General features: G+C 64.0%; 9 protein-coding genes. 6 read left to right on the top strand and 3 right to left on the bottom strand.

Annotation, left to right across the window (positions count from 1 at the left end; all coding sequences use genetic code 11):
• Positions 1–102 precede the first annotated feature (102 nt).
• The 3 genes from C0Z16_RS17015 to C0Z16_RS17025 are packed head-to-tail and all read left to right on the top strand — an operon-like array spanning position 103 to position 5,971.
• Positions 103–1,299 carry an efflux RND transporter periplasmic adaptor subunit gene (locus C0Z16_RS17015; protein WP_102633297.1) on the top strand — a complete coding sequence of 399 codons (1,197 nt, stop codon included), beginning with the start codon at positions 103–105 and terminating at the stop codon, positions 1,297–1,299.
• Positions 1,296–4,424, top strand: coding sequence for an efflux RND transporter permease subunit (locus C0Z16_RS17020; RefSeq protein ID WP_102633298.1), 3,129 nt, complete (start codon positions 1,296–1,298; stop codon positions 4,422–4,424). The genes C0Z16_RS17015 and C0Z16_RS17020 overlap by 4 nt, the downstream gene beginning before the upstream one ends.
• Positions 4,425–4,426: 2 nt before the next feature.
• Entirely contained in the window at positions 4,427–5,971 is a 1,545-nt protein-coding gene (locus C0Z16_RS17025; RefSeq protein WP_102633299.1) for an efflux transporter outer membrane subunit, read from the top strand.
• A 460-nt stretch (positions 5,972–6,431) separates the two neighbouring features.
• Here the strand turns inward: C0Z16_RS17025 and C0Z16_RS17030 are convergent, their stop codons facing one another.
• Positions 6,432–7,310 (bottom strand): lipid A biosynthesis lauroyl acyltransferase, encoded by an 879-nt coding sequence (locus C0Z16_RS17030; protein ID WP_102633417.1) that lies wholly within the window; start codon positions 7,308–7,310, stop codon positions 6,432–6,434.
• A 352-nt stretch (positions 7,311–7,662) separates the two neighbouring features.
• Complete coding sequence (locus C0Z16_RS17035; protein WP_102633418.1) at positions 7,663–10,164, bottom strand: penicillin-binding protein 1A; 2,502 nt, start codon at positions 10,162–10,164, stop codon at positions 7,663–7,665.
• Between the two features lie 468 nt (positions 10,165–10,632).
• Between C0Z16_RS17035 and C0Z16_RS17040 the strand changes: the two genes are divergently transcribed.
• From C0Z16_RS17040 to C0Z16_RS17050, 3 genes are all read left to right on the top strand, one after another.
• On the top strand, positions 10,633–11,313 hold the full coding sequence (locus C0Z16_RS17040; protein ID WP_102633419.1) for a hypothetical protein: 681 nt from the start codon (positions 10,633–10,635) through the stop codon (positions 11,311–11,313).
• A gap of 438 nt (positions 11,314–11,751) precedes the next feature.
• Positions 11,752–12,432, top strand: a complete 681-nt coding sequence (locus C0Z16_RS17045; protein ID WP_102633300.1) for a PspA/IM30 family protein — start codon at positions 11,752–11,754, stop codon at positions 12,430–12,432.
• Between the two features lie 149 nt (positions 12,433–12,581).
• Positions 12,582–13,787, top strand: a complete 1,206-nt coding sequence (locus C0Z16_RS17050; protein ID WP_102633420.1) for a tetratricopeptide repeat protein — start codon at positions 12,582–12,584, stop codon at positions 13,785–13,787.
• Between the two features lie 101 nt (positions 13,788–13,888).
• On the opposite strand, the gene C0Z16_RS17055 is transcribed toward C0Z16_RS17050, so the two are convergent.
• Positions 13,889–14,584: a TetR family transcriptional regulator gene (locus tag C0Z16_RS17055; RefSeq protein ID WP_102633301.1), complete on the bottom strand. Its 696-nt coding sequence runs from the start codon at positions 14,582–14,584 to the stop codon at positions 13,889–13,891.
• Positions 14,585–14,740: the final 156 nt, after the last annotated feature.

Consider the following 14,740-nt stretch of genomic DNA (forward strand, 5'->3'; position numbering starts at 1 on the left):
GCCTGCGCTCTTGGCCGGTAGGCCGCTGTGGCTTGCTGTATTCGTTCGCTGTCTTCCGCTGGGGTAATTGTGAAGCGTCCCGATTTTGCCGCATCGTCAACGATGCACCAGCCGTTCCATCGCCTTGCACGGCCCGGGCATCTGCGCGGCGCCGCCTTCGCGCTCGCTCTCGCGGGCGTCTTCGCGTTGAATGCGTGTTCGAAGAAGGAGGTCACGGCGCCCGAGCCGCGTCCGGTCGTGGCCGTCGCGGTCCATGCGGACGGCAACACGGCGCCGGTCACGTCACTGCCCGCTGAAGTGCAGGCGCGCTATTCGACGCCGCTGTCATTCCGCGTCGGTGGCAAGATCGTCGAACGGCGCGTGCGTCTTGGCGACGTGGTGAAGAATGGGCAAATCGTGGCCCGGCTCGACCCCGCTGACGCGCAGAAGAACGCGGCCAGCGCGCAGGCCCAGCTAGCCGCCGCACAGCACAGCTACACGTACGCGAAACAGCAGCTCGACCGCGATCAGGCGCAGGCCAAAGAGAATCTGATCGCGCCCGCGCAGTTGGAGCAGACCACCAATGCGTATGCCTCCGCCGCTGCGCAACGCGATCAGGCCGCCCAGCAGGCGGCGTTGTCGAAAGATCAGTTGCAATACACCACGCTCGTAGCCGACCACGCCGGGGTGATTACCGCCGAGCAGGCCGACACGGGCCAGAACGTGTCGGCAGGCCAGGCCGTCTACAGCCTCGCGTGGAGCGGCGAGGTCGATGTAGTGTGCGACGTGCCGGAAAGCGCGCTCGCCGGGCTTTCGGTAGGACAGACGGCGAACGTCACGCTCGGCGCGCTGCCGGGCCGCAAGTTCACCGCGCGCGTGCGCGAACTGTCGCCCGCCGCCGACCCGCAAAGCCGCACCTATCGCGCGAAACTCACGCTCGACAATCCCGGCCCCGACGTGCGCCTCGGCATGACCGCGGACGTCGCGCTGTCGTCGCCCTCATCGTCGCCCTCATCGTCGCCGTCGTCGGCGGGCGGCGCCGAAGGTCAGCACGGCTTCTTCGTGCTGGCTGCCACCGCGCTGTTCCACGACGGCACGCAGCCCGCCGTGTGGGTCGTGGGTGCGGCGGAGAAGGCCTCGGGCGTCGGCACGCTGGAACTGCGCCGCGTTACCGTGACGCGCTACAACGAACGCACGATCGTCATCAGCCAAGGCCTGAAGGACGGCGAACGCGTCATGCTGCAAGGCGTGCACACCGTGAGCGCCGGCGAAAAGGTCCGCGCGATTGCGCCACTGCATCCCGAGGACTTCGCTTCATGAGCACCACGCCCGAAGAGGGACGCTTCAACCTGTCCGCGTGGGCGTTGCGCCATCAGGCGCTGGTCGTCTTCCTGATCGCGCTCTCCACCGCGTTCGGCATCCTGGCGTACACACGGCTCGCGCAATCCGAAGATCCACCGTTCACGTTCCGCGTGATGGTGATCCGCACGTTCTGGCCGGGCGCCACCGCGCGGCAGGTGCAGGAACAGGTTACGGACCGCATCGGCCGCAAATTGCAGGAGACGCCCGCTATCGATTTCGTGCGCAGCTACTCGCGCCCCGGCGAGTCGCTAATGTTCTTCTCGATGAAGGACTCCGCGCCGGTCAAGGACGTGCCCGAAACCTGGTATCAGGTGCGCAAGAAAGTCGGCGATATCGCGGCGACCTTGCCGCAAGGCGTTCAAGGCCCGTTCTTCAACGACGAATTCGGCGACGTCTACACCAACATCTACACGCTCGAAGGCGACGGCTTTTCGCCCGCGCAACTGCACGACTATGCGGACCAGTTGCGCACCGTGCTGCTGCGCGTGCCCGGCGTTGCCAAGGTAGATTATTTCGGCGATCCGGATCAGCACATCTATATCGAGATCACCAACACGCAACTCACGCGACTCGGCATCTCGCCGCAGCAGCTCGGCCAGGCGATCAACTCGCAGAACGCGGTATCGCAAGCCGGCACACTGACCACCACGGACGACCGCGTGTTCGTGCGTCCGACGGGCCAGTTCAAGGACGTCGCCGCGCTGGCCGACACGCTGATCCGCATCAACGGCCGGTCGTTCCGTCTCGGCGACATCGCCACCATCAAGCGCGGCTATGACGATCCTGTCGTCACGCAAATGCGCAGGGGCGGCAAGGCGGTGCTCGGCATCGGCGTGACGATGCAGCCAGGCGGCGACGTCATCCGTCTCGGCAAGGCGCTCGACGCGGAAACCGTCCGCTTGCGCAAGGCTCTGCCGGCGGGCTTGCAACTCACCGCAGTGTCGAGCATGCCGCATGCGGTCGAGCAGTCCGTCGACGACTTCCTCGAAGCCGTGGCCGAAGCCGTCGCTATTGTCCTGGTGGTGAGCCTCGTCTCGCTCGGCGTGCGCACCGGCATGGTGGTCGTGATCTCGATCCCCGTAGTTCTCGCCGTCACCGCGCTGTGCATGTACCTGTTCGACATCGGACTGCACAAGGTATCGCTCGGCACGCTGGTGCTCGCACTCGGCTTGCTGGTCGACGACGCGATCATCGCCGTCGAAATGATGGCGGTGAAGCTCGAACAAGGCTGGAGCCGCACGCGTGCCGCGGCGTTTGCATACACCAGTACGGCGTTTCCGATGCTGACGGGCACGCTCGTCACGGTCTCCGGTTTCCTGCCGATTGCGTTGGCCAAGTCGAGCACGGGCGAATACACGCGCTCGATCTTCGAAGTCTCGGCGATCGCGTTGATTGCGTCGTGGCTTGCGGCCGTCGTGCTGATTCCGCTGCTCGGCTATCATCTGCTGCCCGAGCGCAAGCGCCAGGCGCACGAGGCCGACGACCACGAGCACGACATTTACGACACGCGCTTCTACACGCGTCTGCGTGGCTGGATCGGTTGGTGTATCGAGCGGCGCTTTGTCGTGCTGGCGATCACGGTCGTGCTGTTTGTGGTCGCAATGGCGGGTTTCACGCTCGTGCCGCAACAGTTCTTCCCGAGTTCCGACCGGCCGGAGCTACTGGTGGACGTGCGGCTGCCCGAGGGCGCGTCGTTCGACGCCACGTTGCGCGAAGCACAGCGGCTCGAAAAAGCGCTCGTGGGCCGGCCCGAAATCGATCAGACGGTGGATTTCGTCGGCACGGGTGCGCCGCGTTTCTATCTGCCGCTCGATCAACAATTGACGCAGCCGAATTTTGCGCAATTCGTGATCACCGCGAAGTCCGTGAAAGACCGCGAGAAACTCGCGCAGTGGCTCGAACCCGAGTTGCGCAACAACTTCCCCGCGATCCGCACGCGCCTGTCGCGCCTCGAAAACGGGCCGCCGGTCGGTTATCCGGTGCAGTTCCGCGTGAGCGGCGACGACATCGCGACCGTGCGCTCGATTGCCGAACGCGTCGCCGCGACGCTGCGCGCGGACCGCGGCACGCGCAACGTGCAATTCGATTGGGACGAACCCGCCGAGCGTTCGGTGCGCTTCGAAGTCGACCAGAAGAAAGCTCGCGAACTGGGCGTGAGCTCCGACGACATTTCCGGCTTCCTCGCGATGACGCTCTCCGGCTATACGGTCACCCAGTATCGCGAGCGCGACAAGCTGATCAGCGTCGATTTGCGCGCGCCGAAAGCGGAGCGCGTGGACCCGGCGAAACTCATCACGCTGGCCATACCCACGCCGAACGGCGCGGTGCCGCTCGGCACGCTCGGCCATCTGCGCAACGATCTCGAATACGGCGTGATCTGGGAACGCGATCGCCAGCCGACCATCACCGTGCAGTCGGACGTTGCGCCGGGCGCGCAAGGCATCGACGTCACGCATGCTGTCGACAAGGCGCTGAGCCAGATCCGCGCCACCCTGCCCGTCGGTTACCGGATCCAGATCGGCGGTTCGGTCGAGGAAAGCGGCAAGGGCCAGACGTCGATCAATGCGCAGATGCCGATCATGGTCATCGCCGTGTTGACACTCCTGATGATTCAGTTGCAGAGTTTCGCGCGCGTGCTGATGGTAGTGCTCACCGCACCGCTCGGGCTGATCGGCGTCGTCTTTACGCTGCTGCTGTTTGGCCAGCCGTTCGGCTTCGTCGCAATGCTCGGCGTGATTGCGATGTTTGGCATCATCATGCGCAACTCGGTGATTCTGGTCGATCAGATCGAGCAGGACATTGCCGCCGGGCAAAAGCGTTTCGACGCGATTGTCGGCGCCACCGTGCGGCGTTTCCGGCCGATCACGCTGACCGCCGCGGCCGCCGTCCTCGCGCTGATTCCGCTGTTGCGCTCAAATTTTTTCGGGCCGATGGCGACCGCGCTAATGGGCGGCATCACGAGCGCGACCGTTCTCACCTTGTTCTATCTGCCGGCGCTCTATGCCATGTCGTTCAGGGTGCGCAACGATGAACGCGAGCCGCAAACGCCGTCCGCGTCCGGCGCGACGCACACGGGAAATTGAGCATGACCCACTTCGCACATTCCCGCCTGTTCCAATGCTTCGGCGTTCTGTCGACGTCACGGCTGTCGTTGAGCGCGGCGCTCGCCGGTTCGGCGTTCGCGCTTGCCGCCTGTTCGTTCGGACCGAACGGCGAGCCGCCGGCGATGCCGCAGCCTGTCCATTACGGCGCCGGTGCGCAACCCGCAGAAACGGTGCCTGCGCAAGGCGTTAGGCAGCAGTTCGTGGTCGGCGCAAAACCGGTGCCCGAATGGTGGAAGCTGTATCGATCGGAGGCGCTCAATGCGCTCGTCGACGAAGGTCTACGCAATAGTCCGACGCTCGCCGCCACCGAGAAGAGTCTCGCCGCGGCGCGCGAGCAACTGCGCGCCCAGATCGGCAGTTCGCTGCTGCCGACCATCGACGCGGGCGGCCAGGCGACGCGCAATCGCGCGCTCGCGATTCCGGAGTTCGGCTCCAACACCTTTCTCTACAACATCTTTGTCGGCCAGTTGCAGGCGCACTACACGATCGACCTGTTCGGTGCCGCGCGTCTCGCCGACACCGCGCTGGCCGCGCGCGTGAACGTGCAGGCATATCAGCTGGACGCCGCGCGCCGCGCGCTCGCCGCCAACATCGTAAGCGCGGCGATCACGAGCGCGGCGTTGCGCGCGCAGATCGACACGACCGAAAGGCTCGTGACGCTCGCCAACGATCAGGCGCGCGACACGCAACGGCGCTACGTGCTCGGCGCCGTCTCGCACGCCGATCAGTTGAGCGCGCAACAAAGCGCGGCGAGCTTGTCGGCGAGTCTGCCGGGGCTCCGGCAGCAATGGCTGACGACGCGTCATGCGCTGGCCGTGCTGCTCGGCCGCACGCCAGATGCCGCGCCGGACGATCTCGAACTCGCGCGTTTGCATCTGCCCGAGCAGGTGCCCGTCGTCGTGCCGAGCGAACTGCTGCGCGCGCGGCCCGACATCCAGGCCGCCGACGCCGCGTTGAAAGCCGCGGCAGCCGAGGTTGGCGTCGCGACCGCGCAGATGTACCCGAGCCTTTCGCTGAGTGCGTCGATGGGACAAGGCGGCTTTAGCTGGCCGGCCGCGCTCTCCGGCGCGGGCGCCATCTGGAGCATCGGCGCATCACTGTCGCAGCCGCTGTTTCACGGCGGCGCGCTGGTGGCGCAGCGCCGGGCGGCCATGGACACCTACGACGCAGCGGTTTCGCAATACAAGCAAACCGTGCTGGCCGCGTTCCAGAACGTCGCGGACACGCTTGCCGCGATCGGGCACGATGCGCAGGCGCTGGACGCGGCGAATACGGCCGCGCGCGCGGCGCAGGGTATTTTCGATGAAAGCTCGGGGCGCTACCGGCTCGGGGCCGTGCCTGTCTCGTCGACGCGCACGAGCGAACAGCAATGGCGCAATGCGCAGCTCGATGAGATTCGCTACATGAGCGCGCGTCTGACCGATACGGCGGCGCTGTTTCAGGCGATGGGGAATCCGCCGGTTGAGGCGGGGGAATCTCGGGCAAGTTCGCGGGCATCTGAAGTCAAACCAGGTAATCCGAATTGACGCCCGCACTTATCCCCAGTTGATGTTGAAGAGGCTGTTGAAAACTTTCTGACAAGCGGGCTAACCCGTTGAGCGGGCTGGAGTTATCACGAGCGGTGCTGAATGAAGCAGGATGCGGAGATAGTTGGCGTTTTACAGCCGATACGTCGCACGGCCGGCATCGACGTTATCCCCAGTTTTTGTTGACAGCCTTGTTGATAACCTCGGGACCACGCGTTCAAGTGCTTGAAGCGGCTCGGTTTATCAGACGCGGCGCCAGTGGATGCAAGTGCACGCTGTAGCGCGCGAGACAGCATCAGATGCATGTTCGGCGGCGGCTTATCCACAGTTTGTGTTGACAGCCTTGTTGATAACATCAGGACACAACCGCCAAGTCCTTGAGCGCAAGAACAATTCTTCACGCGATGCATTTGCCGCCGCTGCACCTGCTACCGCAGCACGGCGGCGGACGCGATATGCGTCAATAAACCCCCGCCTCCCCTTCGGGCCGGTTCTTGAAGCGCTTGTGCACCCAATAATATTGATCAGGAATCCGTCGCACCTGCGTCTCGAGAAATTCGGTGATCCGTCGCGCGTCCACCGTGACATCGTCCGACGGAAAATTGGCCAGCGGCTCGAAAATGCTCAGTTTATAGCCGCGATAGCCCGGCAGAACCTCGGTCACAAACGGCACGACCCGCGCATTGGCCGCGCGCGCCATTCGCGAGACGGAAGTGAGCGTGCAAGCCGGCACACCGAAAAACGGTACGAACACCGAATCTCGCAGGCCGAAGTCCATGTCGGCCGCCAGCATCACCGGTGTGCCGTCGCGCAACGCGCGCAACGCGCGCCGCACGCTGTCGCTGCGTGGAATCATCTCAGTGCCGAAGCGGCCACGCTGACGCTTGGCCATCGCGTCGAGCAGCAGGTTCGACATCGGCGTGTAAAGCGACGCGACCGGATGCCGCGTCGAATACATCATGCAGCCCGCCTCGATACCGACAAAGTGAAAGCCGACGAAGATGGTCGGTTGCGCCTGAACGTCGGCGAGATCGATTGCGCTCTCCACTTCGACGAGCCGTGCCAGCGCCTGCGCATTGCCGAACCATTGCGGCCCGCGCTCCACGTAACTGCGGATCACATGGCAGAAATGCGCGCGCGCCAGTCGTTCGCGCGCTTCCTCGCTCATGTCCGGAAAACATAATTTGAGGTTGGTGTGCACCACACGCCGGCGTGCGCTCGGAATCCGGTACAGCAACGCGCCGATGCCTGTGCCGATCCGCGCAACGAGGCCATACGGCAAAAAAGCGAAGGCGCGCAGTAGACCCGTCATCAGGAAGATGAGAATTCGACTTTTCAATGCGGGGACCCGGTGAATACTGAATGGCGAACACGCGGAGCGTTGCGGCTTCACAGCCGCCAACACCCGACGTGGCATGTGCGCACTTCCGAGCGGGTCTCGGACTGCGCCTTTATGAATAGTGACGCCTTGCTCGCCGCAAGACGCAGTGATGCCTGAGATGGAAACAGTAAAGAATCCGACGTCCCGAAGGGCCCCGATCAAGCATCGCAGGCGTGATTAAAACACACTGCGGATGCCCGACCCGGAATCTGTAGGACGGCCGGCCGCGGACCGCGGCCAAAGCGGCGCCGCGCCGCGCTTTGGCGTCCCCTGGGCGCCCGGCCTGCCGGCCTCGAACCAGATTGCTCAATCAAGGCTTGTTCGACTCGAACAAATCCATGATTTGCTTCTTCTCATTCGACGACACGCTCGGCGGCGGCACCGCTGGCGGCGTCATGCCCGCGGGCCCCACGCCGCCGAGCGCATCGCTCACGCCCGCCGTCGGGTTGGCGGAATCGAGACCGACGCTCGCTACAAAGCCATTGCCCGGCGTCATGTCCGTATAGAAAAGTTCGCCGTCGACCGAGGTCACGCCGTCGGGCTGCGCCGGTTCGCTTTGCGGCACGCCGCGCAGCGCGCGCTGCATGTACTCGACCCAGATCGGTAACGCGAGCTGCGCGCCGAATTCGCGGCTGCCGAGGCTCTTCGGCTGGTCGTAACCCATCCATGCGACCGCCACGAGCGATTGCTGATAGCCGGCGAACCAGCCGTCCTTCGCGTCGTTGGTGGTACCCGTCTTGCCCTGCAAGTCCGAGCGATGCAGCGCGTTGGTGCCCGCGCCCGTACCGGCCGTCGCCACCGAATGCAGCAGGCTGTTCATGATGTATGCGTTGCGCGGCTCAAGCGTGCGCGGCGCATCGCGGCCAGCGGTGAGCGGCTGCGCTTTCGACAGCGGCTCGCCGCGCGCATTCGTCACTTCGCTGATCAGATACGGGTTGATGCGATAGCCGCCGTTGGCAAATACCGAATACGCGCCCGCCGATTGCAACGGTGTGACGAGCCCCGCGCCGAGCGCCATGGGCAGATACGGCGGGGTCTTATCGGCGTCGAAACCAAAGCGCTGCGTGACGAAATCCTGCGCGTACTTCGTGCCGATGAACGACAGAATGCGGATGGACACCAGGTTCTTCGACTTCTGCAACGCGAGACGCATCGGCATCGGACCATCGGGCTGGTCGTCGTCCTTCGGCTCCCACGCGTCGCCGCCGGGCGTACTCGACGGGAAGTACAGCGGCGCGTCGTTGATTATGGTGGCCGGCCCGAGCCCCTTGTCGAGCGCCGCCGAATAGATGAACGGCTTGAAGCTCGAACCCGGCTGACGCCATGCCTGCGTGATGTGATTGAACTTGTTCTTGTTGAAGTCGAAGCCGCCGACCAGTGAGCGAATTGCGCCGTCCTGCGGCGTGAGCGACACGAGCGCACCTTCCACTTGCGGAAGCTGCGTGATCTGCCAGTTGCCTTTGTCGTCGCTCATCAGGCGCACGATCGAACCCGGCTTGATCTTCGTCGCGGCTGCGCCGCGCGCGCTCAATGCACTGGCTGCAAAGCGCAAGCCCTCGCCGCCGATCGTCACCTGCGTGCCGTCGACCAGTTGCGCCTTCACCTGCTTCGGACTCGCGTCTGTGACGACCGCGGCGATGATCTCGCCGTTGTCCGGATGATCGGTGAGCGCGTCGTCGATAGTCTGATCGCGGTCGTCGCCCGGCGCGGGCAGTTGCACGAAACCTTCCGGCCCGCGATAACCGTGGCGCCGCTCATAGTCCATCACGCCCTTGCGCACCGCGCGGTAAGCGGCGTCCTGGTCCGCCGAATCAATCGTCGTGGTGACGTTCAGGCCGCGCGTATAGGTCTCGTCCTTGTACTGCGCGTACATCATCTGGCGAACCATTTCGGCAATGTACTCCGCGTGCACGCTATATTCGTTGCCCGGATTACGCGTGCGAATCTCTTCCTTCACGGCCTGGTCGTACTGCTCCTGGCTGATGTACCGCAGCTCCAGCATGCGCCTCAGAATGTATTCCTGACGGATCTTCGCGCGCTTCGGATTCACCACCGGGTTGTAAGCGGACGGCGCTTTCGGCAAGCCCGCGAGCATCGCGGCCTGGGCCAGCGTAATGTCTTTCAGATCCTTGCCGAAGTACACGCGCGCCGCGGCAGCGAAGCCATAAGCGCGCTCTCCCAGATAGATCTGGTTCATATACAGCTCGAGAATCTGATCCTTCGTCAATGCGCGCTCGATCTTGTAAGCGAGCATCATTTCGTAGATCTTGCGCGTGTAAGTTTTTTCGCTGGACAGGAAGAAGTTGCGCGCGACCTGCATCGTGATCGTGCTCGCGCCCTGCGATGCGCCGCCATGCGCGATGTCCGCAAAGCCAGCACGCAGAATGCCGAGGAAATCGACGCCGCCGTGCTCGTAGAAGCGATAGTCTTCGATCGCGAGCACCGCTTTCTTCATCTGGTCGGGAATATCCTGGAAGCGCACGAGACTGCGCCGTTCCTCGCCGAATTCGCCGATCAGCACGTGGTCGGCCGTATAGACGCGCAACGGCACTTTCGGACGATAGTCGGTCAGCGCATCGAGCGAAGGCAGTTGCGGCCCCATCACGACAAGCGCATAGCCGACAATCAGCGCGCCCACCACGGCGACGATCGCAGCGAGGCTGGCGAACCAGATGGCGATGGTCGCGCCGATCGAGCGGCGGCCGGTCTCGGCGTCGCGCGAGGCGGCGTTGCGTCCTTGAGTGCGGTGGTAGGAGTCCCGGTCTTGACCGGCCGGAGAATGCGAAGAATGCGGTCGTTTGATGATTGGCATGACTGGAATAGTGGACGCGTAACTCAACGCCTTGTTCTCGCGCGTCAGGCGCGCATGAATCGTGATCGAGCGTAGTCTGAGGCGCAAACCGCCGCGCGACCCGCTGCCCCCGGCCAGATCGCACGGCGCACCCAGGACAATGTCCGGCGCAACGTAACAGCGCATTTTAAAGAAATCAAGCGGCGGCCAACGCAGTTTTTTTGTAAGAATTCCCTTCGCGACAAGGCCCGGCGGTGAGTCGTGGGTAGATTCGGCAGTTGCACGAGGCGCTTGCGCACGCTTCTAAAGTTATCAACAGAAAATGTTGAAAGGCCTGTGGACAAGCCGACAGAAAGCGCGACAACTCGTTGATGTCACGGCATTTTCACGACACGCCCGTTCCGCATCGGCGCAACTCGTCATATGATGGATTCGGCGCACGCCGATGCGCGCCGCGAAGCTCTACACCAACAAGTATGCGAGCCGATCATGACAAAGCCCAGCGAACGCATCGTCGTATTCGTCACGCCCGCGCAGAAACGCGCGATTGCCGCCACCGCCGACGAGTTGCGCATCAGCGTCAGCGAACTGATGAGGCGCGCCGTGTTGAGCTTCGACGCGACCAGCGAGCGGGTGAAAGCGGCGAGCATCGTCGACCGGCTCAACGCGCCACGCGCGCCCGATGCACTCGACGCGGCGCTGCAGCGCGTCGCGCGCGACACGAGGCATGCGCGAGAGGCGCTGCCCAGGGCCTTGCAAACGCGCGCGGACAGTCAGGCGGGTTCGCTCGCGCATTCCGTCGCGGGTGCGAGCGCGGCCCGCAGTGCGCAACACGAGTCGACGCAAACTACACAATCGACACAATCGGCGCCCCCACCGCAGGCAGATAGCGTGCCGCCCGCGCGCTCCCGCACCGAACCTGCGCCGTTGCTGCCGGCCGATGTGCTGGCGGCACTCACCTCCGAAGTCGACGAAGACGCCGTGGCAACCGCCCAAGCGGTTGCGCGCATGGCAGCGGCTAGAGCTGCCGCGAGAGACAGCGAGATGCCCACTCCGGTGAGCACTCAGATGCATGTGAAGAGCGTGCTGAAGCGTCCGCGTCTTGACAGCAGGCATGATGACGACGATCCGCAAGGCGACCTCGGCGCCGAAGGCGGCCGCTTTGCGTAGCGGTAGCAAAGCACAATGAATATGCAACGCCGCTCCCACGGGTTGCGCGCGGCTGTACCCATCTCGGCTCGCGCCGGCGCTCAGGCAAAGCTCCCGGCCATTCATCCACGCGACACGCGCCGCGCGCACACTGAGCGGCTCGCGCATCGGGCCCTTTAAGCCCGTTTTAAGAGAGCCCGTGGTGTAATATCCGCGAGCCGCTGAAGAGTCCGTCGCGCATGTTTGTCATTGAAGCTTACCGGACCCGTTCAATGCATTACGCGATGCATACGCAAACGAACCGGACTATTTGCGCTCGCGCTATTGCAATCGGCGCGCGCGCCCCGACCTCCGGTGCGAACGCTGCGCAGCTTCTCGCGCGGCGGCGTAAAGTGACAGTGGCAAGCAGTTGACTGCGCGGGAAATATTCAGCGCCGACACCATTCTTTGGAGGTTTTCATGTCGCTTTTTGACAGCATTTCGCGCACGCTTAAAGGTCTCCTGAACGACGCAGCGGATTCCGTGCAAGACCCGTCGCGCGATTCGCGGCAGATCGTGCGTGAGCTCGACGAGAGCATCGGCCGCGCCGAGAACTCGCTGATCGAGATTCAGGCGCAAGTGGCCACGCAGCAAAGCAAGCGCGATGTTGCCGCCGACAAGGCGAAGAAGTACGAAGACGGCGCGAAGCGCGCGCTGCAGTCGGGCGACGAGGCACTCGCGCGTGAAGCGCTCGGCGCGCAGGCCACCGCCGAAGCCGAACGCGATGCGCTGACGAAGGAGCTCGCCACGCTCGAGCCGTCTGTCGCGCAACTGAAGAGCCAGATCGAAGACATGCGCACCCGTCGCAACGATCTGAACGCGCGCTCGAACATTTTGCAGGCCAAGCAGCAAATCGCCGAGGCGAAAGACGTCGCGGCAACGGCACTGGGCGGCATCGGCGGCAAGAATCTGTCCGAGGATTTTCAGAAGCTCGAAGACAAGGTGGCGCTGTCGAATGCGCGTTCGGATGCCCGTCTGAATTCGGCGGATGTCAAAAGCGGCAAGGCGCTCGACGACAAGCTCGCCGATCTGAATCGCGGCCCGTCGGTGGAAGACCGTCTGGAAGCGTTGAAGAAGCAGCTCAACACGCCGGCCCAGTAATTGCGTGAGCTGTGCATGGCGGCCGGCTGCTGTGTGAAAGTACCGCCGGCCGCTGGATTGCCGGCCACCCGAGCGCCGGCCGCCGGATTGCTGGCCGCCGGTCGCCGCAATCGACTGAAGGAGACGGGCGCATTGCGCCCGGTCCGCAAATGAAAAAACTTATTGCAAGCGCATTCGTCTCGCTGATGTTCGTATCGGCGGCGGCGTTTGCCCTGCCCACGGTTCAGCAGATCGAATCCGCGATGTCGCAAGGCAACTGGCAGCAGGCCGACGCCGGCTTGTCCGAAGTGCTGCAGGCGCATCCGAACAACGCACGCGCGCATTATCTGTACAGCCAGGTGCTAGACCGCGAAGGCCGTTATGGCGATGCGCTCGCCCAACTCCAGCAGGCGAAGACGCTCGACCCGCAAATCCGCTTCACCGACCCGACACGTTTCGCGCAAACCGAGGCGCGCATCCGTCGCGATGCCGAACGCACCGGCAACCAGGGCGGCAAGACGGCGAGCCGCGCGGCGAATCCTTTCGTACAGCAAAACGCGCCGGCCGTGCAGCAACAGCCGGCGACGGCGCCCCAAGTGCCTGAGCGCCATGGTCCGGGCATCGGCATGTGGGTCGGCATCCTGATCCTCGTCGGCGTAATCGCGCTCGTGCTGCGCTGGACCTTGCGCCGTGCCCGCACGCAAGACGATACGCGCGCCGACGACGACCGTCGCGTGCAGCTCAAGCGCGCAACGGAACTGCTCAACACGGTGCGCTCGCTCAAGCTGGACGTGAAGCTCTCGACCGCGTCGGGCCATGAAGCGCTGGAAAAGGAAGTCGAAGCGACGGAAGAGCAGTTGCGCAATCTCGTCGAAACGCTGTCGAACAGCAAGAACCCCGTGCCGCCCTATCAGCTCGATGAGCTCGACCAGCGCATCGCCAGCCTGCGGGCGCGCGCCGACGGCCGGCCCGACCCGAGTGCGGCAGCGGCGACGAGCGAGCAGTCGCCGTATGCGCGCGAAGCCGAGCGTTTCGGCAATCCGCCGCAAGGCCCTTATCCGTCGCAGCCGCCCTATCAACAGCAGGGTCCGTATCAGCAGCAACCGCCCGTCATCGTGCAACAAGGCGGGGGTTTCGGCGGCGGCATGGGCGGTCTGCTGACCGGCGTATTGCTTGGTGAAGCGCTGAACTCGGGACGTGAACGCGTAGTGGAACGCGATGTGATCGTCGATGATGAAACGCGCCGGCGCGGCAACGACGGCGACAATGGTGGCGGTCTGGATTTCGGCCAAGGCTCGAACGACTGGAACGATAACAGCGGCGGCGGCATCGACATGGGCAGCAACGATGATTCCGGCGGCTGGACCGATACCTGATCGGCTGCTGAGTGATCGAGCGCCCCGCTCCAGCTCGCGGCATGCATAGGAAAACAGGCTCCTTCACATGGAGCCTGTTTTTTGCCTACACGCTCAACGAATCACGCGCGCTTCGACTTCGATTTGCGCGCCCTCTCCTCTTCGTGCTGCGCGAGCAGCACCGATCCTGCAAAAAGCCTCACGATGAAGCGCTCCGCATACGCCACCAGCGCATCGCGGCGCGCTGAGTCCGCATCGATGTAGTCGGCCGAAAGGTGAAACAGTTGCAGCACGATTTGCGTGCACACCTCGTCGACGACATCGCGGGTGAGTGTCGGCATCAGGTCGAGTTGCACGACGTCGTCCGCCATTTCCGCCGACACCGCGTGAAGCGTCGCACGCACGGCTTCGCGCAACGCCGGCGACATGCCGTGATATTCGGCTAACGCGCTCAGAAAGGCCTCGCGGTTTTCCAGTACAAACGTAAAGAACGCCATGCACGCGCGCCGCGGCACACTGTGCGGCTCGTCCTGCGCGGCGAGCCAGCGCTCGCGCCGCAGCATCGGCCGCAAGCGCCGGCTTATCGATTCGACGGCCTCGCGCGCGAGATCGTCGAGCGTGTCGAAATGACGGTAGAAGGTGTTCGGATTGAGTCCCGCCTCGCGCGCCAGTTCACGCAAACCGAGGCTCGCGAAACCCCGTCCATCCGCAGTCAGACGCAAAGCGGCTTCGATCAGTTTGCGCTTGCCCGCCGGCAATTCGTGTACGGCTGCAGTGTCGCAGTGGACGTCCAACGCCGCTTCGGAAACGGATTTCATGCCCTTGATGATTGGCTTTGAATCACCGCGCGGGACGCGCGTTTAATAGGTGTACTCTAAACGATCTTGACGCAAAGTGTACAGTTGTCTACCCTGCGCGTTACGTTCGAGCAGCTACCCGTTAGCGCATTCGCTGCATGCCGCGAGCGCGTGCAC

Source organism: Paraburkholderia rhynchosiae, assembly GCF_002879865.1.
Lineage (GTDB): Bacteria > Pseudomonadota > Gammaproteobacteria > Burkholderiales > Burkholderiaceae > Paraburkholderia > Paraburkholderia rhynchosiae.

Excerpts from the sequence above, each read along its gene's own strand:
- C0Z16_RS17015 (WP_102633297.1), top strand. The coding sequence starts at position 103 with ATGCACCAGCCGTTCCATCGCCTTGCACGGCCCGGGCATCTGCGCGGC.
- C0Z16_RS17020 (WP_102633298.1), top strand. The coding sequence starts at position 1,296 with ATGAGCACCACGCCCGAAGAGGGACGCTTCAACCTGTCCGCGTGGGCG.
- C0Z16_RS17025 (WP_102633299.1), top strand. The coding sequence starts at position 4,427 with ATGACCCACTTCGCACATTCCCGCCTGTTCCAATGCTTCGGCGTTCTG.
- C0Z16_RS17035 (WP_102633418.1), bottom strand. The coding sequence starts at position 10,164 with ATGCCAATCATCAAACGACCGCATTCTTCGCATTCTCCGGCCGGTCAA.
- C0Z16_RS17040 (WP_102633419.1), top strand. The coding sequence starts at position 10,633 with ATGACAAAGCCCAGCGAACGCATCGTCGTATTCGTCACGCCCGCGCAG.
- C0Z16_RS17045 (WP_102633300.1), top strand. The coding sequence starts at position 11,752 with ATGTCGCTTTTTGACAGCATTTCGCGCACGCTTAAAGGTCTCCTGAAC.
- C0Z16_RS17050 (WP_102633420.1), top strand. The coding sequence starts at position 12,582 with ATGAAAAAACTTATTGCAAGCGCATTCGTCTCGCTGATGTTCGTATCG.
- C0Z16_RS17055 (WP_102633301.1), bottom strand. The coding sequence starts at position 14,584 with ATGAAATCCGTTTCCGAAGCGGCGTTGGACGTCCACTGCGACACTGCA.